Origin of the sequence: Anoxybacter fermentans, assembly GCF_003991135.1 — a bacterium.
Classification (GTDB): Bacteria; Bacillota; Halanaerobiia; order DY22613; family DY22613; genus Anoxybacter; species Anoxybacter fermentans.
In genome coordinates, this window is record NZ_CP016379.1 from 1063881 (window position 1) to 1086397 (window position 22517).

General features: G+C 36.1%; 22 protein-coding genes. 20 read left to right on the forward strand and 2 right to left on the reverse strand.

Going from position 1 to position 22517, the window contains the following annotated elements:
* Positions 1-274 precede the first annotated feature (274 nt).
* From BBF96_RS04755 to BBF96_RS04825, 15 genes are all read left to right on the forward strand, one after another.
* The gene (locus BBF96_RS04755) at positions 275-2347 is read left to right on the forward strand and encodes a bifunctional 4-hydroxy-3-methylbut-2-enyl diphosphate reductase/30S ribosomal protein S1 (RefSeq protein WP_127016086.1); all 2073 of its coding nucleotides are present in this window, start codon (positions 275-277) and stop codon (positions 2345-2347) included.
* A gap of 386 nt (positions 2348-2733) precedes the next feature.
* The gene (locus tag BBF96_RS04760) at positions 2734-3465 is read left to right on the forward strand and encodes a DUF1614 domain-containing protein (protein WP_127016087.1); all 732 of its coding nucleotides are present in this window, start codon (positions 2734-2736) and stop codon (positions 3463-3465) included.
* On the forward strand, positions 3458-4627 hold the full coding sequence (gene spoIIP / locus BBF96_RS04765; RefSeq protein ID WP_127016088.1) for a stage II sporulation protein P: 1170 nt from the start codon (positions 3458-3460) through the stop codon (positions 4625-4627). The genes BBF96_RS04760 and spoIIP overlap by 8 nt, the downstream gene beginning before the upstream one ends.
* 15 nt (positions 4628-4642) lie before the next feature.
* Complete coding sequence (locus tag BBF96_RS04770) at positions 4643-5533, forward strand: YIEGIA family protein (protein ID WP_127016089.1); 891 nt, start codon at positions 4643-4645, stop codon at positions 5531-5533.
* A gap of 17 nt (positions 5534-5550) precedes the next feature.
* A complete protein-coding gene (locus BBF96_RS04775; RefSeq protein ID WP_127016090.1) occupies positions 5551-5748 on the forward strand; it encodes a capping complex subunit for YIEGIA in 198 nt (65 codons plus the stop codon).
* 11 nt (positions 5749-5759) lie between these two features.
* Positions 5760-6212: a DUF3189 family protein gene (locus BBF96_RS04780; protein WP_127016091.1), complete on the forward strand. Its 453-nt coding sequence runs from the start codon at positions 5760-5762 to the stop codon at positions 6210-6212.
* A gap of 1 nt (position 6213) precedes the next feature.
* On the forward strand, positions 6214-6681 hold the full coding sequence (locus BBF96_RS04785) for a DUF3189 family protein (RefSeq protein ID WP_127016092.1): 468 nt from the start codon (positions 6214-6216) through the stop codon (positions 6679-6681).
* Between the two features lie 109 nt (positions 6682-6790).
* The gene (locus BBF96_RS04790) at positions 6791-8125 is read left to right on the forward strand and encodes a DUF512 domain-containing protein (RefSeq protein WP_127016093.1); all 1335 of its coding nucleotides are present in this window, start codon (positions 6791-6793) and stop codon (positions 8123-8125) included.
* A complete protein-coding gene (der, locus tag BBF96_RS04795; protein WP_127016094.1) occupies positions 8122-9435 on the forward strand; it encodes a ribosome biogenesis GTPase Der in 1314 nt (437 codons plus the stop codon). The genes BBF96_RS04790 and der overlap by 4 nt, the downstream gene beginning before the upstream one ends.
* A gap of 27 nt (positions 9436-9462) precedes the next feature.
* The gene (plsY, locus tag BBF96_RS04800; RefSeq protein ID WP_127016095.1) at positions 9463-10098 is read left to right on the forward strand and encodes a glycerol-3-phosphate 1-O-acyltransferase PlsY; all 636 of its coding nucleotides are present in this window, start codon (positions 9463-9465) and stop codon (positions 10096-10098) included.
* Positions 10099-10120: 22 nt separating this feature from the next.
* Positions 10121-11155, forward strand: coding sequence for an NAD(P)H-dependent glycerol-3-phosphate dehydrogenase (locus BBF96_RS04805; protein ID WP_127016096.1), 1035 nt, complete (start codon positions 10121-10123; stop codon positions 11153-11155).
* A gap of 489 nt (positions 11156-11644) precedes the next feature.
* Positions 11645-13126, forward strand: coding sequence for a stage IV sporulation protein A (gene spoIVA / locus BBF96_RS04810; RefSeq protein WP_127016097.1), 1482 nt, complete (start codon positions 11645-11647; stop codon positions 13124-13126).
* A 170-nt stretch (positions 13127-13296) separates the two neighbouring features.
* Complete coding sequence (locus BBF96_RS04815; RefSeq protein WP_127015490.1) at positions 13297-14499, forward strand: ISL3 family transposase; 1203 nt, start codon at positions 13297-13299, stop codon at positions 14497-14499.
* 187 nt (positions 14500-14686) lie between these two features.
* On the forward strand, positions 14687-14983 hold the full coding sequence (locus BBF96_RS04820; protein ID WP_127016098.1) for an HU family DNA-binding protein: 297 nt from the start codon (positions 14687-14689) through the stop codon (positions 14981-14983).
* Positions 14984-15095: 112 nt separating this feature from the next.
* Positions 15096-16370, forward strand: a complete 1275-nt coding sequence (locus BBF96_RS04825) for an NAD-binding protein (RefSeq protein ID WP_127016099.1) — start codon at positions 15096-15098, stop codon at positions 16368-16370.
* Between the two features lie 27 nt (positions 16371-16397).
* Here the strand turns inward: BBF96_RS04825 and BBF96_RS04830 are convergent, their stop codons facing one another.
* Both BBF96_RS04830 and BBF96_RS04835 read right to left on the reverse strand, forming a co-directional pair.
* Complete coding sequence (locus tag BBF96_RS04830; protein WP_127016100.1) at positions 16398-16550, reverse strand: DUF1540 domain-containing protein; 153 nt, start codon at positions 16548-16550, stop codon at positions 16398-16400.
* A 254-nt stretch (positions 16551-16804) separates the two neighbouring features.
* On the reverse strand, positions 16805-16969 hold the full coding sequence (locus tag BBF96_RS04835) for a DUF1540 domain-containing protein (RefSeq protein WP_164730907.1): 165 nt from the start codon (positions 16967-16969) through the stop codon (positions 16805-16807).
* A gap of 209 nt (positions 16970-17178) precedes the next feature.
* Here BBF96_RS04835 and BBF96_RS04840 point away from each other — a divergent pair, with 209 nt between their 5' ends.
* The 5 genes from BBF96_RS04840 (at position 17179) to BBF96_RS04860 (ending at position 22507) form a co-directional block, all read left to right on the forward strand.
* Positions 17179-17412, forward strand: a complete 234-nt coding sequence (locus BBF96_RS04840; RefSeq protein ID WP_127016102.1) for a hypothetical protein — start codon at positions 17179-17181, stop codon at positions 17410-17412.
* A 254-nt stretch (positions 17413-17666) separates the two neighbouring features.
* The gene (locus BBF96_RS04845; RefSeq protein ID WP_127016103.1) at positions 17667-19106 is read left to right on the forward strand and encodes a TrkH family potassium uptake protein; all 1440 of its coding nucleotides are present in this window, start codon (positions 17667-17669) and stop codon (positions 19104-19106) included.
* Positions 19107-19197: 91 nt separating this feature from the next.
* Positions 19198-20034, forward strand: a complete 837-nt coding sequence (locus BBF96_RS17195) for a methyl-accepting chemotaxis protein (protein WP_205665714.1) — start codon at positions 19198-19200, stop codon at positions 20032-20034.
* Between the two features lie 121 nt (positions 20035-20155).
* Positions 20156-21520 (forward strand): RsmF rRNA methyltransferase first C-terminal domain-containing protein, encoded by a 1365-nt coding sequence (locus BBF96_RS04855; protein WP_127016105.1) that lies wholly within the window; start codon positions 20156-20158, stop codon positions 21518-21520.
* Positions 21521-21547: 27 nt separating this feature from the next.
* On the forward strand, positions 21548-22507 hold the full coding sequence (locus tag BBF96_RS04860; RefSeq protein ID WP_127016106.1) for an RluA family pseudouridine synthase: 960 nt from the start codon (positions 21548-21550) through the stop codon (positions 22505-22507).
* Positions 22508-22517: the final 10 nt, after the last annotated feature.

Below are 22517 nucleotides of genomic sequence, written 5' to 3' on the forward strand. Positions count from 1 at the left end.
GGGATAAATAATTATTTGTGGGAAACAATATGCAAAAAGAATATATTTTTGGCCCAAACCCAGGTTTACAAGAAAAGTTTTAGTAGAGATTAAAATTAAAGTAAGTACGTAGTTCTCTTGCTTTTTGGAGAGTTTTTTTTTCTATCAGGAAGGAATATGCATTTCCATGACGAATGATATACGATGGTAAGCTTTAAAATATAAATATACAACTAAAACTGGGGATTTCTTTTCTTGCGGTTTTAGTTGGTCTGTTGTTGGTGGAAGGGAGGTGATGGTTCTGGAGATTATACTAGCAGATCATGCTGGATTTTGCTTTGGGGTTAAACGAGCGACTGATCTTGCAATCAGTCTTGCTAAGGATCCAGAAAAGCCCCTATATACTCTCGGTCCGCTCATTCATAATCCGCAGGTTGTACAGCGTCTAGAAGATTTGGGTATCCGTGCCATTGATCGAGTACAGGATGTTGAGGATGGAATTATAATAATCCGTTCTCATGGTGTACCCCCTCGTGTGATTGATGAGATCAAGGCACGGGGACTTGAAGTTATAGATGCTACCTGTCCGTTTGTGAGAAGGGCTCAAGAGTATGCTAAACAGCTTGCTGAAGATGGTTACCAGGTGATTATCTGTGGTGATCAGAACCATCCAGAAGTAATTGGAATACGCGGTTCCGTAAATTCCGAAGTTCTGGTGGCTAAAACTCTCGATGAGTTGCCCCAACATAAATTAAAACGGAAAGTTGGAGTTATTGCTCAGACGACTCTATCAATTCAGAACTTTAAAAATTTGATTTCCCAATTAGTGGAACGAGTAGATGAATTAAAAGTTTTTAATACAATATGCACAACAACTGAAGAGAGACAAAAAGCAGCGTCTAATCTAGCTAAAAAGGTAGATTTAATGTTAGTAATAGGTGGTCGTAATAGTGCAAACACCAATCGATTAGTAGAAATTTGTAGAAATGAAGGTGTAACTACTTATCATATTGAAACAGCGGACGAGCTTAAAAAAGAATGGTTTGAAAACGTTCAACGTGTAGGAGTTACTGCCGGGGCATCAACCCCGAATTGGATTATTAAGGAGGTCTTGAGTGTTATGAGTGAATTCAATGAAGAAAAAAAAGTTGTTTTAACTGAAGAGGGAAAACATGAAACTGAAGAGGTGAAAAAAGAAAACGAAGAAATTATGCTTGATCATTCAATCCGCGATTTAAAAATAGGTGAAAAGATCAAAGGTACTGTTGTTGAAGTTAAAGATGACAGTGTCTTTGTATCAATTGGTCATAAATCTGAAGGTGTAATTCCTCTGAATGAATTAACTTTCCGTCCAGTTAAATCTGCTCATGAAGTAGTCAAAGAAGGTGACGAAATTGATGTTGTGGTAATCGGTCTGGAAGATGAAGAAGGTAATATTCGCCTTTCAAGAAAACGTGCAGTTCGTGAACAAGCCTGGGAAAGAATTATGGATGCATATGAAAATGGTGAAGTTATTGAAGCTGAAGTTACCCGGGTTGTTAAAGGTGGTTTAGTTGTAGATGTGGGTTTGAGAGGTTTTGTTCCCGCATCTCATGTTGCTATTGAATATGTTGAAGATTTAGAACAATTTGTTGGTCAAACTCTACGGTTTAAAGTAATTGAAGTTGATAGAGCAAATAACAATGTGGTTCTTTCCAGAAAAATCGTTTTAGAAGAAGAGCGGGAAGCGCTTAAAGCTGAGACCCTCTCTAAGTTAGAAGAAGGGCAAATTGTTGAGGGTAAGGTTACAAAGATTGTTGATTTTGGAGCATTTGTTGATTTAGGTGGTATTGAAGGTTTATTACACATCTCAGAAATATCCTGGGGACGCATTGATCATCCATCTGAAGTACTAAAAGAGGGCGAAACCATCAGGGTAAAAGTTCTCAAACTGGATAAAGAAAATGAAAGAATCGCTCTTGGTATAAAGCAAACTCAGCCTGATCCATGGGTTGAATTTGCTAAAAAACATCATGTTGGTGAAGTTGTATCCGGTACTATTACTAAGACAGTTGATTTCGGTGCTTTCATGGAGATTGAACCAGGTGTAGAAGGTTTAATCCATATTTCTCAACTAGCTCGTCGTCATGTAGAAACTCCAACTGAAGTTGTTAATGTCGGTGATAAAATAGAAGCCAAAATTATTAATATAAATATAGATGAACGCAAGGTAGGTCTTTCTTTAAAAGAATTAGAACCAGCTCCAGCACCAAAACCAAAAGAAGATAAGTCTAAAAAAGAATCTCAAACATACTTTACTGCACCTCAGGAAAGTAGCGGTTTCTCCATAGGTGAAATGGTAGGAGATATTCTGGAGAATGCTAAATAAAAACACAAAAATCTAAAAAGAAAAACCCTGATCAGTAACATCTGATCAGGGTTTTTTCATTTTTTATAATTAAACTGCAACAAGCTAATTTTTCGCTTCTTGAGAAATTTTTCGAGCCATCTGAAGTTCGATTTCAGTCAAAATAAGGCACACTAATCAATGGGCCCTCCTGGCCCTTGATTAGCTCATCACATCCTGTGATGAGGCCTTATTTCGACTGAAATCTTACTAAGATGGTTTAACGAAAAATTTCTATGACGCTCAAAATTAGCTTGTTGCAGTTTAATCTTTTTATTTTTTTAATACTTGTCCTCTTTTTCAGTCGCATATTTGATATTGGGAAGGGGTAATATATAGACGAAATAATTAATCTGGAGGTGGATATAGTGCCAATTGGTGTTCTTCTTCTAATAGTGGTAGGGGTACTAATTTTTTTTGGGTTTGTACAACGTATTTTAGACAGATTATATCTAACAGATAAGGCTGCTATTCTTTTTATTGTTGCAATGATTGCTGGCAGCTTTATTAATATTCCGATTTCGCCGCGTGTTACAATCAATGTGGGTGGTGGTATAATTCCTATCATTCTTGCAGGCTATGTATTAAGTAGAGCAGGGACAATTAAAGAGTGGGTAAGGGCTATTGTCTCTACACTGATTACCGGAGCAGCTATTTATTTTGTGGCAACTTATCTCTTTTTTAACGCAGGTCATACTACTAGAGATATAGTTGATCCCCAATATGTTTTTGCAATCATTGGTGGAATTATAGCGTATATTGCTGGACGTTCTAGACGTTCTGCTTTTATTGCTGGTGTTTTGGGATTTTTGATTTATAATTTAATTACCCTTTTTAGAATTACTTTTGGAGGAATTTCCGGAAGTGTAAATATTGGAGGAGCAGGTATCTTTGATACAATGGTCATTTCCGGTTTAATTGCAGTTGCTATAGCGGAGGTTATAGGTGAGACCAGGGAACGCCTGGGCGGAGGACCGATTAAAGGAGAGGACCGGCCGGAAGGACTTAAAAATACTGAATATGCTGGATTTTTAGGTAAAGAACCCGAAGAACGGCGGAAGCGGTTTCAGGTTAAAAAGGGAGGGAAAAAAGATGAGTAAAATTGGAAAACTATTTTTCTACGTTTTACTTATATTCTTATTAAATTTGGTTCAACCTGTCTTTGCAGCAAATGATATTGGTAACTTAACTACTTCTCTTAAAGACTTAACTACTTCATTTATTGGCCATACTGAGAACGATATTGTTGAAGTTTATGATGAAAAAGGTAAATATATTTTTTCCACCTGTATGGGAGTCAGTGTTGGAGACCGCTATATAAATGAGGCAAATGAGGAGTATGAGGTAATCAAAGTTGAGGGTAAGCGAGGAATAGCAAAATTTTTGGGTAAAGTTGACCTTCTTGAGAGTATTGGATTAGCGGGGTCCGTCAGTGAACTCCCACCTCTAGTACAGGGCCAGAAAAATAAACGGAAAAAAATTGCCATTTACCATACCCATAGTGCTGAATCTTACATCCCTGGGCCAGCTTTTAAAACCAGAGGCGAAATATATGATGTAGGTGCAGCATTAAAACAACAATTTGAGAAAAGAGGAATTACCACTATCCAATCAAAGAGGTCTTTTCTGCCGCACGATGGAGGTGCTTATGAACGCTCTAGAGGGACGGCCATAGAATTACTTAGACAGGGACCAGATGCTATCTTTGATATCCACAGGGATGCCATTCCTCGGGCAGAAGAATATTTGACAAATGTCAAAGGAAAAAAAATAAGTAAGGTTCGATTAGTTGTAGGCCGTCAAAACCCCAATATGAGGCCTAATGACCAAATGGCCAGGCGTTTAAAGGCAATTGCTGATAAGAAATATCCCGGATTAATAAGGGGAATCTTTTATGCCAAGGGTAAATATAATCAGGATCTCTCCCCGCGAGCACTTCTTTTAGAGTTTGGTACTCATGTAACGACAAAAGAACAGGCGGAAGCAAGTACAGCAATGATCGCAGATTCCATCTATACCATGCTCTATGGAGCTGGAACTGCGGGAACAGATAGAGCTATGAGCAGTGCTGGTTGGAAAAACCTATTATTACTTATCGGTATTACAGTTATTGCTGTTGTAATATATTTAATTTTAAATGAGGACGGATTGTCCGGGATTTTGGAACGGTTAAAGAAATTTTCCGGTGAAGAATTCGCCAATGTGTTAGGACGGTATAAAAGAAGCAAACAGAAAATTAAAAAGCGGAGAAAGAAGAGATAAATAGGAGGCCTATTAATGGAAAGATATGGCATATTAATTACTGCCAGTATTCTTTTAGGAACTTTAGCCAGAGTTTATACATTACGGGTTGATTATCGACAATATCCCAGCTATCCCCATGCCTATGTGACCCATTTAACTTTAGGATTTATTGCTTCGGCTTTGGGAGGATTAGCATTACCTGCTTTACTTGAAGAAAACTACGTTGCAGTTACATTTCTGGCTCTGGCAGCCCAACAGTTTCGTGATATCCGTAATATTGAACGGCAGACGTTAGCAGAGATTGAAGAAACTGAGCTGGTTCCAAGAGGTAAAGCCTATATTGAAGGAATTGCCAAGCTTTTTGAATCCAGGAATTATCTGGCTATGTTAACTGCTTTCGTTACTTCTCTAGCTATCCATTATATTGCTCTGATACCTGGAATTATTATTGGAATTGCTCTTATCCTTCTTCTCTCTCCTGCGATGATCGGACCTAGAGTTAGAGATATTGCTGTTGTTGAAGAAGCTCAGATTGTTTTTGATGGAAAAAATATAGGAATTGATGACATTATAATGATGAATGTTGGTGAAGACGAGGGATTAAAGAAGTGGAAAGAAGAAGGTGTAGGAATTGTCATAAAACCAAAAGATGATAATGCCAGAGCAACCCTGGCAAATATTGGACAAAGACAGGCTATACTTCATGATGTTGCAACCCAGATGGGAATTAAGTTAGATGTAGGAATTCAACAATATACTCCTTTGGCCAGGTTGGACATTAATACAGGGCGGGTTTATATGATAATTATACCCATTGAACCCGATATTCCGGCTATAATTGAGGCGATAAATAGGGTTCCTGTTCTAGAGAGTTCCCAGCGAAAACCTCTCCAATCTAAAGCAGGCCGGGCAGCTGCCGATTAAGGGAAGGGGATTAAAAAATGGATACCAGTTTGAATAACGTAATACTGGCAGTAGTAGTGATGAACGATAAAGTAAAAAAAGTTTCTGGTGGTGCACCCATCTTTATTGCGGAGAATGAAAAAGAATTGGAAAAAATAAGTATGTTAATTTCGAGAGTCACCATGTCTATGGTCCATGAGATTAGCGATGGAATTCGAATTATTGTCAAACATTAAGGGGATCGGATATGAAGGTAATTTATCACGATAAAACAGGGCGGCACCTTTCAGTGGTTGCCGCAGCTTTACATTTACGACTTATAGATAAAAATATTTCCCGGTGGGATTTAGAACAATTACCTTATTTTTTAAACACACAACCACCGGGAACATTAATCTATATAGGATTGGACTTTCGCGGGAATGAAATTTATGTTCTGGGGCGAAAAAATTCATTTCAGGTAATCCGTAATGCCTATCTGGGTCTTAATAGAGTTTTTCAATTAAATAACAGTTTTCTTTTTGCAAATGTACAACCTCTGTCAAACTTATCACTTGGGATTTTTGACTTTCTAAATAGCAATCCAGAAAAAGAAATTAAATATCCAGAATTGCTGCATAGGGGTATTCAGAAGGCGATACCTAAGCTAGTCTTATTAGTTAAAGAGGTACAAAGAAGGATAAATGAGGGGAGGAAGTGAGGTGAAAATTTTCTACTATTGTTATGGAAGTGCCCATTCATCTGTTCTTGCAGCAGCCCTCCATACAGGAATGTTGAGTATTGATCGGCTTCCTTCTATACAGGAGATTGTAAATCTTCCGCATTATGACAAAACAGAAAACTCTGAGATAGGCACACCTTTTTTTTACGGTTATGATGAGATGGATAATGAAGTCTATATTATAGGTATGGGAGCAGGAAAAGAAGTTGTTTTAAACAGTATAAAAAGTCTTTTAAAAGATTGCGGTATTCCGGGGACCAGCTATGTTTTTATCAATACTTTGAGCAAAGTCAATTGGTGGACCAGGATAGGTGGATTTTTATCCAGAGCATTAGGATTGGTAAGCCTGGGTAGACCTTTAACAGTGTATGGACTTAAAAAAACTTATTTTGAATTTGTAAAAATGGTAGTCAAAGCTAAACGGGATATTAAATATTTTCAAAGTTAATCTTTTTGTAAATTTGAATTAACCCTTGACGAATAGGTAAAATTATAAGATAATTATAAGGAAAATATTTTTAATACCTAGTACTAATTTTTATAGAAGGAATGATTTGATGGAAGTTAAAAAAGGTATCCCTATTGCTGAGGTAAAACCCGATAGCATTGCAGATCAGCTGGGTATTAAACCTGGGGATCATCTTATCAGTATTCAAGGTCAAGTTCCTCGCGACTATATTGATTTTGTTTATTTGACTAGTGATGATCAATTAGAAATTTTGATCAGAAAGAAGAATGGCGAGAAGTGGTTATTGGATCTGGAACGTGATCCACAGGATGAATTGGGAATTCAACTTGAAGGGATTATTTATGATCAATTGAAAGAATGTGAAAATCACTGTATTTTCTGTTTTGTACATCAGATGCCAGAAGGTTTACGTCCTACTCTATCATTAAAAGATGATGACTATCGTTTCTCTTTTTTACAGGGAAGTTATATTACCTTGACAAACTTACAAGAAGAAGACTTAGAGAGGATTAAAAAGTTAAAACTTTCCCCTCTTTATATATCAGTGCATGCTACAAACCCCAGTCTTAGACAGAAAATAATGGGAAATAAAAAAGCAGGAAAAATCCTGGAAAATCTAAGAGAATTGAAAGAAGCAGGAATTTTTTTTCACACCCAGATTGTTCTCTGTCCCGGGATCAATGATGGTGAAGAATTAAAGCGGAGTATTATAGATTTAGCATCCTTACGTCCCAACTTACTTTCTTTAGCCATTGTACCGGTAGGACTGACCAAATATCGCAAGAAATTATTTCCCTTAACTACTTATACACCTGAAAAAGCAGAAGAGGTCTATCAGATAATTACCCAATTTCAAAAGAAATTTGCAAGAGAAGGTGAAAATTTTGTTTACCTTTCTGATGAATTTTATTTATTAACAGGTTATGATTTTCCTAAAAAAGAGGAGTATCATGGTTTTCCACAATTAGAAAACGGAGTCGGCTTATGTCGCTTGTTTTTAGATGATTTTAAAGCCTTAGAACCAAAACTTCCCGAAAAGATGCTTTCTCCTACCAGACTTCTTTTGGTTACAGGAGTTTTAGGAGAAAAGGTATTAAAGGGTCCTGTGGCTAGACTAAGGGAGATTCATGGGCTTAAAATAAAGATATTGACTGTAATCAATCAATTTTTTGGCGAAAATGTAACGGTTGCCGGATTGCTCACCGGTCAAGATTTAATGAGAGCAATAGAGGCATCTAACCCTGAAGAATTTGATTTAGTAGTATTACCTGAAGTAGTTTTAAATGATGATCGTCTATTTATTGATGGAATGAGTGAGAAAGAATTTATTACTGCTATTCCTAATGTAATTTTCGTAAAGAATTTTCATCAGTTAATAGATCGATTGTTAGAAATGAATTTGATGGAGGTGAAGTCAAAATGAAGCCCATTATTGCAATTGTTGGACGTCCAAATGTAGGAAAATCAACACTTTTTAATAGAATTGTAGGTTATCGCACTTCCATTGTTGAAAATGAGCCAGGTGTTACTCGGGATCGGATTTATGGTGAGGGGGAATGGTTGGAACGAAAATTCATATTGATCGACACTGGAGGTATTGAACCAAACAGTGAGGATGTGCTTTTAAAGGATATCCGTTGGCAAGCTGAGCTGGCCATCGAAGAAGCAGATGTCATTCTCTTTTTAGTAGATGGTCGTGAGGGTCTTACTGCTACCGATCGTGAGATTGCCCAGATGCTTAGAAAGAGTCAAAAACCGGTAATTTTAGTAGTCAACAAAATAGAGAATTATACTGATGTTGAAATGAAAATTTTTGAATTCTATGAATTGGGATTAGGTGATCCTTTTCCCATTTCTGCTGAGCACGGAATGCAGGTTGGGGATCTTTTGGATAAGGTTTTAACTTACCTACCTGAAAAAGAAGAGGAAGAAGAGAATGACGAGCGTTTAAAGATTGCTATTATAGGTCGTCCTAATGTGGGTAAATCTTCTCTCACCAATTATCTTTTGGGTCAGAAGAGAGTCATCGTTAGCGATATTCCTGGAACTACCAGAGATGCCATTGATACTGTCTTAAAACGTGGTGATCAGGAGTATATTCTCATTGACACTGCCGGAATCAGACGGAAGAAAAAAATCCGTGAAAATGTGGAGTATTATAGTGTTATCAGGTCTTTAAGGGCCGTTGATCGTTCAGATGTAGTTTTAATGGTTTTTGATGCTGTAGAAGGTGTTACAGAGCAGGATAAAAAGATTGTAGGCTATGCCCATGAGGCAGGTAAAGGACTTATTCTTGTCTTTAATAAATGGGATCTGGTTGAAAAAGATGATAAAACTATGCAGATCTATACCAAAAGAGTTTATGAAGAACTTAAGTTTCTTTCTTACGCTCCAATCATTTTTACTTCTGCTCTTACCGGTAAGCGGGTCATGGAAATACTGGATATAGTTGACTTCGTTGCCGAGGAACACGCAAAACGTGTGACTACAGGACTTTTAAATGAAGTGGTAGAGGAAGCTGTAGCAATGATGGCTCCGCCCTCGGATAAAGGAAAACGACTTAAGATATATTATGCTACTCAGGTTAGTGTTAAGCCTCCAACATTTGTCTTTTTTGTTAATGAACCTGAGCTAATGCATTTCTCCTATTTACGCTATTTAGAGAATAATTTGCGAGAAGCATTTGGATTTAATGGTACACCGATTAGACTTCTTGTTCGGAAACGGGATTAAGTGTTATTAAATTAAGGGGGTTATTAAATGAAATTGTTTTTAATCTTTGTATTAAGTTATTTATTGGGTTCAATCCCAACCGGTTATATTGTAGCTAAAAAGCTTAAAGGTATTGATATCCGGGAATACGGAAGTGGTAATACTGGAGCAACCAATGTCTTTCGGGTGCTTGGGTCAAAAGCAGGTTTAATTACTGCTATTGGCGACGTAGGTAAAGGTATATTGGCAATTTTGATTGCAAAATCTACAGTTACAGAACCTATCTGGGGGTTAAAACCTGAAACAATTTATTTAATCTGTGGAATTTTAGTCATAGCAGGTCATAACTGGTCCATTTTTCTGGGTTTTAATGGAGGAAAAGGTATAGCAACTACAGCAGGAGTTCTTCTAACTCTGCTTCCATATCTTCTTCTAATTCTTGTTTTTGTCTGGTTACCTATCGTTTATCTGACCAGGTATGTTTCCTTAGGTTCAATCATAAGCGGTCTTATGGTTCCTATTTTAATGATTTTATTCAAAGAGCCGGGAGAATATATCCTTTTTGGTATAGTGATTGCCATTTTTGTGGTATACCGTCATAGAAGCAACATTCAGCGGCTTTTGAAGGGGACGGAAAATAAAATTCAGTTGCCTGGTAAGAAAAAATCCCGGCGGGTCAGGTAATTAATAAGAAAGGAGTTTTAGAATGATGAAAATTTCAGTTATCGGGGGAGGAAGTTGGGGTACTGCCCTTGCTAACCATCTTGCCATAAAAGGATATGCACCAGTTAAAGTTCTTGTTATTAATGAAAAGTACTTAAAAGAGATTAATGAAAAACATACCAATGAAAACTATCTTCCAGGTGTTAAATTAAATAAAAATGTTATCGCTACCATGAATTATGAAGAGATTATAGAAGCAGATTTAATTATTCTTTCTGTTCCCTCTCATGAAATGAGAAATGTAATAAAAACTTTAAAAAAGTATTTAGGGGAGAAAAAACCTATTCTGGTCAGTACCACCAAAGGAATTGAAGAAGGAACTCATATGAGAATGTCTCAAGTGATTATTTCCGAATTAGGTGAAGAATGGGTGGAGCGTTTAGCCGTTCTTTCTGGCCCCACTCATGCAGAAGAAGTAAGCCGTCAGCTTCCATCATCCTGTGTTGTAGCTGCAAAAAAGAAAGAACTTGCTGAATTGGTTCAGGACATATTTATGTCACCTACCTTACGAGTTTATATTAATCCAGATATTATAGGAGTTGAGCTTGGTGGAGCATTAAAAAACATTATTGCCCTGGCTGCTGGTATTGCTGATGGCCTGGGTTATGGTGATAATACTAAAGCTGCTTTGATTACTCGCGGTTTAACAGAGATTGCCCGTTTAGGAGTAGCAATGGGGGCTAAAATGATGACCTTCGCTGGTCTTTCAGGTCTGGGAGATTTAGTGGTTACCTGTGCCAGTATGCACAGTCGAAACCGTCGTTTTGGAATTTTGATTGGGCAGGGTAAAACATTAGAAGAAGCAACAAAAGAGGTTAAACAGGTGGCTGAAGGTGTACGTACTTGTCGTGCGGTTTATGAAATGACCAGGGATATGGATTTAGAACTGCCGATTATAACCCAGTGTTATAAGGTTCTTTTTGAAGGAAAAGATCCTGAAATTGGGGTATCTGAACTTATGACACGCGGAGCCAAGCATGAAATTGAAGAGGTAGCCCGGGATGATTTTGAATGGTAAATAGGATTTTTAAGGGTGGAATCGTTTGATTTCCACTCTTTTTTATTTTATGATTATACTGCAAAAAGTTAATTTTTTGCTTCTTGAGAAATTTTTCGAATCATCTAAAGCTCGATTTCTGCCGAAATAAGGCTTCCTAATCAAAGGGCCCTTCTGGCCTTTGATTAGCTTATCACCTCCTGTGATGAGGCCTTATTTCAGCGGAAATCTCGCTAAGATGATTTGGCGAAAAATTTCTATGTCGCTTTACAGTATAATCATTTTATTTGTCATATTTTACTTTATGTTTTAATAAAATGGATGGAGAGAAAATAAAAGAGATAAAAAACTTAAGGCATGGTCATAATTTATTTGCAAGGTCATATATATATATTGATATTGTCAACTATTATGAAATTCATTACCTAGTAAAATTTTTTATTAAGTTTATTAAGGGGAGGGATGAGGGCTTATTTTAGAACTATTTTCTTAAAGAAGGGGGGAAAAAAGTTGGAGGAGTTTAATATCTATCAAGATATTGCAGAACGGACTGGCGGTGACATTTATATCGGTGTTGTAGGACCAGTTCGTACCGGAAAATCAACATTTATTAAGAAGTTTATGGACTTATTAGTTCTTCCAAATATTAAAAAGGGCTATAATTTAGAGCGGGCCACTGATGAACTCCCTCAGAGCGGTGGGGGGCGGACAATAATGACTACAGAGCCCAAATTTATTCCCGATAAGGCTACGACTATCACTTTACATGATGCTTTAAGTTTCAGGGTTCGTTTAGTAGACTGTGTCGGTTACACTGTTCCCGGAGCCTTGGGGTATGAAGATGAAAATGGTCGTCCAAGAATGGTCATGACTCCCTGGTTTGATCATGAGATTCCTTTCCAGGATGCAGCTGAACTAGGAACCCAGAGGGTTATTGAAGATCATGCTACCATTGGCCTTGTGGTAACCACTGATGGTTCAATCACCGATCTTCCACGGGAAAACTACATCAAAGCAGAAGAACGGGTAGTCAATGAACTAAAAGAGTTAGGTAAACCGTTTTTAATTGCTCTCAATTCAACTGACCCGGAAAATCCCAAAACACAAAAACTGGCAAATAGTCTTCGTGTTAAATATGGGGTACCTGTTGTTCCTATTAACTGTCTGAGATTGACAAAAGAAGATATTACCTATCTTTTGCAGGAAATTCTTTATGAATTTCCGGTTGCAGAGATCCGGATTAGAATGCCTGAATGGATGGATACCTTAGATTCTAACCATTGGCTTAGCCAGGAGTACGATCAGGTTATAAAAAATGCTGTTTATCCTATTCGACGGCTAAGAGATATTGATCAAGCAGTAACAGGCCTCTCAGAATGTAAGTATACCAAAGAAGTGATTTTGGAAGAATTAAATTTGGGTGAAGGAAATGCAACCATTTCTGTGAATCTTGAAGACCATCTTTTCTATCAACTTCTTGAAGAATTTACCGGCCACTCTATTAAAGGTGATTCTGATTTATTTGCACTGGTTCAGGAATTAAGTTATGCTAAAAAAGAGTATGACCGGGTAGCAAAGGCCCTGTTAGATGTTGAAGAATATGGTTATGGAATTGTCACACCACAATTAGAAGAAATGGTCTTCGATGAACCCGAATTGATCGAACGCGGGAACCAATTTGGGGTAAAACTCCGGGCAAAAGCACCGTCTATCCACATGATCCGGGCTGATATTACAACTGAAGTAACTCCGGTGGTCGGTACAGAAAAACAATGTGAAGAGTTAATTCAGTATCTTACTGAAGAGTTTCAACGGAATCCGAGTGCCATCTGGGATAGTGACTTTCTAGGACGCTCCCTCCACGATCTGGTTAAAGAAGGTATTCAAAATAAGCTCCATAGGATGCCTGAAAACGCTCGAGAGAAACTTAAAGATACGCTGCAAAAAATAATAAATGAAGGAAGTGGTGGATTGATTTGTATTATTTTATAAATTGAAAAATAGGTCTAGACAAAAAGTCTAGGCCTTTTTAGATTTTAATTAATTTTTTAGGGTCTATAATTAATGTTGTGAAGAAAAAATTATAAAAAATAAAAAGGCATTTGCTGGCCCCGTTGAATTAATTAGTTGCGAACTAAAAACCAAAGAAAGGAGTCCAGCAAATGCAATATAATAATATCATAAAATTTCTTGATTTGCCAGACATTATTGCAACTGAAATTATTTCAACGGAGGACAGATATATTTTTATCGCTGAAGCAAAGAAAAATCACATTGTGTGTCCTCAGTGTGGTAATATCACTAATAAAATCCATGATACAAAATGGCAAAATATTAGAGACATCCCCATAAGAGGTAAACTAGTAATCATTAGACTTCTAAAGAAAAGATATCGTTGTCCTTATTGTCATAAGAGGGGTATCCCTGAAAAATATGAAAGTATTGATAAATATGCCCGTAATACCAAACGCTTTGATAAATATCTTGCTAAAGAAACTGTCAGCAAGGATTATTCTAAAGTTGCTAGAGAAAACGGGTTAAGTTATACAGCTGTTAATAATGCAGTTAAAAAAGTAGTTGACCCTCTCATTAAACAACAAGTTTCAAAACTTAGTCAATTAAAAGCCATCAGTATCGATGAATTTGCAGTTTTAAAACGCCATAAATATGGAGTTAGCATTACAGATCCAATTAATCGGGAGTTAATTGACATTTTACCTACTCGCAAAAAGGATGATTTAATTGACTACTTTAATTGTTGGGAAGATGAACAAAGACGACAGATTCAATCGATCTCTATGGATATGTGGCGGCCGTTCAAAGCAGTAGCAGATGCAGCATTTACTCATGCAAAAATTGTTATAGATAAATTTCATCTTGTAACTTTAATGAACAGAGCCCTTGATGAAGTTAGAAAACAAGTTCAACAAACAGTAAATAATCATCAGAGAAGAAAGTTTTTTCAAAGTCGTTTATTACTCCAAAAACGAGCTGAAGAATTGACAGATGAAGAACATGAAAAGCTCATCAAATTATTTGAACTCAGTCCAGCTCTAGAAAAGGCCTGGGAATTAAAAGAGGAATTCAGAGACCTATTGCAGCTAGATGATGTGAAAGAAGCCACCAGAGCTCTAAAAAGGTGGTATAAAGAAGTAATAAAAAGCAAGCTGATGCCTTTTTACCAGGTAAAAAAGATAATACAAAGATGGGAAGAAAAAATACTAAATTATTTTAAGAATAAGATAACCAATGGCTTTGCTGAGGGTATCAATAACAAGATTAAATTGATCAAAAGGATTGGATATGGTGTTCCAAATGTTATGAATCTAAGGAGAAGAGTATTTAATGCAATGTTAAGTTATTAAATTTAAATGTTTATTTCAAAATCAATTTACCAATCAATTCAACGGAGCCAACTTATCTTTCACAACATTTGACGGAGAGCCATTTTTTATATTGATATTGGAAAAAATTTTTAGTGTAAGGCAGGAGAATCTTAGAATATCACGAATAGAGTAAAACTAGGAACAGTCAAAGGAGGTGACAGATAAAATGACTAAAACCGAATTAATCGAAAAGGTAGCTGAAAAAACTGGCTTGACCAAAAAAGATTCCGGTGAAGCCGTAACAGCAGTATTTGATATTATTATTGAATATTTAGCTGGTGAAGCTAAAAAACCTGAAGCAGAGCGTAATAAAGTTCAAATTATTGGATTTGGTAGTTTTGAAGTGAAGGATAGGGAAGCACGGAAAGGCCGGAACCCACGTACCGGTAAGGAAATTGAGATTCCTGCCCGTACTGTTCCTGTCTTCAAAGCTGGTAAATCCTTCAAAGAAAGAGTTCAATAATTGATAAAAATATTTACCAGGGCTGGTTTTTAAACCAGCTTATTTTTATTTACATAGTCTTTTTCCACCCGGAATATAATGTAATGACAAAATTGGGTGGGAGAGGATACAGATGAAACAAATAATTCGGCATTTTAAGACTCAAAGAAAAGATAATAAAAATCAGATAGTTATTTTTGGAGCTAATGATATTGGAATTCATCTGGCTCAGACTTTAGAGCGAGAGGATCAAAATATTATTCTGATTGATGAAAAAGAAGAGTTTTTGCGGGAATTAGATGAAAAAATAGATGTCTTAACCTTAGCAGGTAATCCGCTGGCCCTTGAGACACTAAAAGAAGCTGGAGTAGGTAAAAAGACTAAATTAATTGCAGTGACTGATTCTGACAATATAAATCTGCTGCTTTTATTTCTGGGTCAAAGTTTAGGCGTTAAAGAGAGTTATGCTTTAATCTGGAACCAGGAATGTTATCAAAGTTTTTTTCCGCAGGTAAGTCGGTTAAAGGGTAAACATTATTTAATTAATCTCTGGGAGTTGGTTGTTCAAGAGATTGAGCAAAAGTCAAAACTTAAACTTCAAATTCTATTTATCAATGAGGTACGAGGAACTTTAGTATTGGCTATTAGATTTTTAGCAGGACATCCACTTATAGGTCAAGAGATAAATCAGATTAAGTTGGGTAATAGAGGAAGAATTTTAAAAGTAATTAATAATGGAATTTTTTTTGATAAAGAAAAGAATCATAGGATTGAATCAGAAGATTTCTTGATTATTGAGATTGAGCGTTCGGAGCAGGAGCGGGTAATGCGGCGCTGGTTTGCTTTTGGAGGTTTACATAAGGTGATGGTTGGTGGAGAGGGCTTAATTCAGGCATTAAAGAGTCACTGGCCCAATTTTTCTAAAAGTATGGTCTGTATAGAAAAAGATCTTATTAAATGTCAGCAAATGTTGAAGATTGCAGATCATGCTCTAATTTTACACGGAGATGGTCTGGATATTTCACTTTTAAAAGAAGCAGGAATTGAGAAGACTTCTATTTTTATTGCTGCATCTCATAAGGATGAAATAAATCTTCTTTCGAGTCTCTTAGCTAAAAGTTTTGGTGTGAAGGATGTAATAACCATCTTACGTAAGCGGCAGCATACAGGAATGTTAAAACGTCTTAAGTTAGAGGGGATTATTTCAATTCCTCAATTGGTTGTAAAACACCTTATAGATAGAATTATATTTAAAAAGTCAGGGATATTTTCAATCAAGTTGGTGGCTCAAATCGATAATGATTTAGCAGAAGGACTGTATCTGGTTAATAGAAAGGGAATTTTAACTCCATTAACAAAGTGTCATGAACAGAAAGATAATGAAATAATCATCCTTAGATTAGAATAAAAAGCACGCCAGGCGTGCTTAATTTTTTTATTCAAACTCTTTCAGTTTAAAGGTCATACAGTTTACTACTTCCGTTACCTGAGGATTTTCTGAGTTACTGCTAACCTCAATATGATCCTTATTGCAAAGTTCTTGCTTGTTATATTGACAATTAGCCACATTACAATAAACTTTGGGCATTATTACACCTCCTTTTTTATCCCTGTGAAAATTATTTTGTACAATAACCGAAAAATTATGCCACTTAAATGAATTTTTTTGCTAGTAAAATAAAAAATTTATATAAAAAAGAGGAAACTAATGAACTAACCAGAATATATATGTTTGATAGGAAGTAATATAGATACCATTAAAGCATCATGAAATTTTAACAGTAAGGTATGTCTTTTTCGAAAAAAATAGCAGGTAGAAGCCTGCTATTTTCTAGAAACAAATTATATTTGTGTTCGACCATCGTCTACTTTAAAACTCATACAATTAACAGTCTCAGGACCTGTTACTTTAGGTGTATTACAGGCAACCCGGATATTTTCCTTTGTACAGAGTTCATCTTCATTATATCTGCAATTTACTACATGGCAGGTAATTTTGGTCTCCAAAATATCACCCCCTTTACTATTTTTATTATTTCATTAAACTAATCGAAATATCCCTGATTAGAAAGAAGAGTAGATTTAACGGAGTAAAAATTAAGTAACATAAAAAATAAGTTTAATAAATTGGTAATATAAATTTACATATAACAAAATTTGTGTTATAATACCTATTTAGGAAAAGAAAGAAATTAAAAAAGGTAGGTGAAATAGAAGTGGAAGAAATGAATAAAGATAAAAAGCGGAAAAAAATTGAAGGAAATGATAAGTTTCACGTTGATGATCAGGTGATGTATCGCAATATTCTAGGTGAATGGCATAAAGGCACTGTAATTAAAGTAAATAATACTACTATCCGGATCCTGAATAAAGATGAGTTTAAGGTTTTAAGCATCAAACCTGAAAATGTTTTAACAATGGAAGAATATGAAAATCTGAAAAATAAATAAAGATGATTAGACTGCAAAAAGCTAATTTTGAATGACATAGAAATTTTTCGTTAAACCATCTTAATGAGATTTTAGTCGAACTTTAGATGGTTCGAAAAATTTCTTTTGAAGCGAAAAATTAGCTTTTTACAGTAAAATCATAAAGATAAGTTCTAAAGGTTAATTTTATTTAACCTCTGGTTTTTGTTTAGTTGATCAGGCATAATAAACCTCTCTATCCTAATAGGATATATCAGGATGGAGGGGATTTTTTTATGCGTATTAAAGTAATCTTACATATTATAGGTGGTTTACTGATACTACTTGGATTTAGTCTGATGTTTCCTGTGATAGTTGGGCTTTATTATGGTGAAACTGATGCCATAGATTTTTTATTACTAGCTCTTTTTATTCTACCATCAGGATTTGTTATTTATTACCTATTTAGATCTCCTTTAGATATTCGCTATCCAGAGGGATTTTTAATTGTTACCATCAGTTGGTTAGTTGTTTCTGTAGTAGGAGCAATCCCGTTCATCACTACCCATACATTAACAAATTTTGCAGATGCTTTTTTTGAAAGTGTCTCTGGCTTTACAACTACTGGTGCAACAGTGATTATGTCTTTAGAACATGTCTCTCAGACAATTCTTTTCTGGAGAAGTTTAAGCCATTGGATGGGAGGAATGGGAATTATAGTTATGTCTATGGCTATTTTACCTGAACTTGCTGGAAAAATGCAACTGTTTAAAGCAGAAGTTCCAGGTCCAATGCATGAAAGGTTAAAGCCCAGGATTCGAGAGACGGCCCGGACGCTCTTTTGGATTTATTTCTCATTAACGGTAATTCAGCTTATCTTGCTTTATCTCAATGGGATGAGTCTCTTTGATGCCATTATCCATTCTTTTGGAACAGTTTCTACGGGAGGATTCAGTTCTAGAACTTTAAGTGTACGGGCATATAACAGTGATGCGGTTGATTGGATTGTAACCATATTTATGTTTCTTGCAGGAGTAAATCTAGCTCTTTATTACCAGACCTTTCGAGGGAAGGTCAAAGTAATTTTTAAAAATCAGGAATTTAGAGTCTATACAGGGATTGTCTTAACCTTTACCTTATTTATCACAATCAATTTGAGGTTAAATGTCTACCAAAACCTTTATCAATCTTTTAAATATGCAGCTTTTCAAGTGGTTTCTATAATTACAACTACCGGATATTCCATTGTTGACTATGATATATGGCCGCCATTATCTCACTGGTTATTACTATTATTAATGTTTATTGGCGGATGTGCTGGATCAACTGCAGGGGGAATCAAAATTATACGTATCTATACTCTAATCAAAAAATGCCGTCTGGAACTTTTTAAACTACGCCATCCAAGAGCGGTAAATCGATTGACGATAGGAAAAGATCCGATTTCTGAAGAAGTTTCGACAGGTATTTTAGAATTTTTCTTTTTATATATTTTAGTTTTTGCTATAACGGTAATCTGTTTGACTTCTTACGGAGTTGATCTTATCAGTGCTATTTCAGCTGTAGCTGCAACATTGGGTAATATTGGCCCTGGCCTGGAACTGGTAGGCCCACTTAACTCATTTATGCCATTACCCAATACTGTCAAATTTATACTGAGTGGATGTATGCTAATGGGAAGACTGGAAATATATACAGTATTGGTCGTTATATTTAGCGGATTTTCTAAAAAATAATTTCAATTAATAAAGAGGAAAATAATAGGTTTTGTAGTATATTGTTTTAATAGTGAAAATAATACAATAATAATACAAGGAGGAGATGAATATGCACCCGCGATTAAAAGCCTTTGTTGAAGTTGCACCATTTCTTGCTAAAGCAATGAGAGAAGACGCGGCAGTTGGTGTTACTGATACCGAAAAATTTATAGCTTATGTTCCGGGTAAAACTATAGATGTTGGTGTAAAGATAGGAATGCCGGTCGGTGATGATGCTATTTCCACTGCAATGAAAGAAAACCGTACCATCAGTACCTTTGTACCTGCCGAAGTATATGGAATTCCTTTTATGGCAACTGGAGCACCGATTCACGATGAAGCTGGTAATGTTATTGGTGGATTTGGTTATGCTATTAATGTTACACAACAGGCAGAAATGGAAGGGAAGTTGAAGAATATGTCTAATGAATTGGCCGCAGCTATGCAGGAGATGAGTGCAAGTATTCAGCAGGTAAATTCCAATACAGATCGATTGAGCGAATACTTTTCCGAGATGGTAACAAAGTCCAAATCAACCACAGAATTATTGAATAATATTGACGAAATATTAAATTTTATCCAGGATGTAGGTAATAAAACCAATCTGCTCGGGTTAAATGCTGCTATTGAAGCAGCCAGAGCTGGAGAGGCAGGAAGAAGTTTTAAAGTCGTAGCTGATGAGATTCGTAATTTAGCAATGCGTAGCAAACAATCAGTTGAAAATATTACCTCATATTTAAAGAGAATTCATCAGGAATTTGAGGAAATTGCAAATTCTATTCAGGCCAATGAAAGATATATTCAGGAACAGAGTGGAGCTATGGAAGAAATAACAGCAAGTATTGAAGAGATAAACAGTATGACAGATGAACTACGTCAATTAGCTGATAAAATTTTGCAGGGTTGAAATAAAATATAATACGTTAGTTTTATAAAGACATCTTTATAGAAGATGTCTTTACTTTTTTTTCATTTTGGTTATAATTAGAAATGACATTAATTTTTATGCTTATTTTGGAGGATGAGAGATGACTGGACTACCAAAGAATTTTTTGCAGAGGATGCAGGAATTATTGGGTGACGAATATCCCGCATTTCTGGATACATTTAATAGGAAACGTTCTTACGGTTTAAGGGTAAATACATTAAAGCTGACACCTGAAGAGTTAAAAAGAAAAGTTCCTTTTCATCTAACGCCTATTCCCTGGGCCAATGAAGGATTTTATTATAAAGAAGAAGACGAGCCAGGAAAGCATTATTATCATAGTGCAGGACTATACTATATTCAGGAACCCAGTGCTATGGCTCCTGTTGCACTACTTGGAGTTAAACCGGGAGAAAAAATACTGGATCTTTGTGCTGCACCTGGTGGAAAGACAACTCAGATTGGAGCAGCACTTAAAGGAAAAGGATTGGTTGTTGCTAATGATATTAATTTAAAACGTGCTCAGGTATTGGCAATGAATCTTGAACGGATGGGGGTAACCAATGCTTTTGTTACCTATGAGAGCCCTGAACGTCTCTTAGAGTATTTTCCGGCTTATTTTGACCGAATCTTAGTTGATGCTCCCTGTTCCGGGGAAGGGATGTTTCGAAAAATGCCGGAGGCTATAGATCATTGGAAGCCGGAGTACATACTAAATTGTGCTGAAATTCAGCGCGAGATACTGGATCATGCAGCAAAAATGCTAAAACCGGGGGGAGTTATGATTTACTCAACCTGTACTTTTGCTCCTGAAGAAAATGAAGGAACCATCCAGGAGTTTCTTAAAAAACATCCTGAATTTGAATTGATAGAGTTACCGCATATAGAAGGTTTTCAACCCGGTCGACCCGAGTGGGTTATTGATGGTCATCCAGATCTGAAGAAAACAGTACGTCTCTGGCCCCATTATCTAAAAGGAGAAGGACATTTTGTAGCCCTGCTTAGAAAAATGGATGGTAATGAAAAGAAAATAAATCCATACAAAAGTCAGATAAACTCTGGAGAAATCAAAGAATTCTATGTTTTTTGTAAGCAAAATTTACATACAACTCCCGAAGGACACTTTACCCTTTTTGGTAATCATTTATATCTTACACCACCCGAAGTCCCATCCTTTGCAGGTTTAAAAGTACTTCGGCCCGGCTGGTATCTGGGCCAGTTGAAAAAGAACCGTTTTGAACCTGCACATGCTCTGGCAACAGGTTTAAAAGCTAATGATGCAAAGCGGACCCTGCCACTTTATGATGAGAGCGAAATTCATGCTTATCTTAGAGGTGAGACACTTCAGCGGCAAGGGGATAAGGGGTGGACATTGGTTACCGTTGATGGTTTTCCATTAGGATGGGGTAAGATGGTCAATGGTATATTAAAAAACCATTTTCCCCGTAGTATGCGCTGGTTTTTTTAGTAATTGAAAAGAATGAGGAGAGTGATTATGAAAGAGGTACGTATAACGGAAAATGAAGCTAAACAAAGGGTAGATCGCTTTCTTAAAAAATATCTCCCAAAAGCTCCGCTTGGACTTATTTACAAATTTTTAAGAACAAAAAAAATTAAAGTTAATGGTAAAAAAGTTAAGCCAAATTACCGTCTTCAGCCTGGGGATATGCTACAATTTCATACGGATATAGATTTAGATCAATTCTTTGAAAAAATTAAATTTAAATACTATGATCGGGAATTTGGCATTATTTATGAAGATGAACATCTATTAATTGTAGACAAACCTAGCGGGCTTTTGGTTCATTCTAATCATTCTGGTTTACAAAATACTTTAAATATGCAGGTTTTATCTTATTTAATTAAAAAAGGGGAATATAAACCTGAACTGAAGACTACCTTTACCCCTGCACCAGTCAATAGACTGGACCGGAATACCAGCGGTCTAGTCCTGTTTCCAAAAGATTATCTTAGCCAACAGGCATTAAATAAGATGATAAGAAAACGGATGATAGATAAATACTACCTCACATTGGTTGTTGGAGATTTAAATCAAGAACAGGAGTTGAAGGGGTATCTTTATAAAGATAAAAAATTAAATAAAGTAAAGATTCTTGATTATAATAAAAAGGGCAGTTTACCAATTCATACCCGCTATCAGGTTTTAAAAAGATTCGGAAAGTTCACTTTACTACAGGTAGAACTGATCACCGGCCGATCTCATCAGATAAGATCTCATTTAGCTTCCATTGGCCATCCTATTGTTGGTGATCCTAAATACGGTAATAAGCGCATAAATAAACAAGTCAAAGAAAAATGGGGACTTAAATATCAATTTCTACATGCCTACCGCCTGAATTTTACCCGGACTATTGAACCTTTAAAATATTTACAGAATCGAGAATTTTTAGCTCCTTTACCAGAGAATTTGCGAAAAATCGAAAACCAGTTATAATATAGGAGGA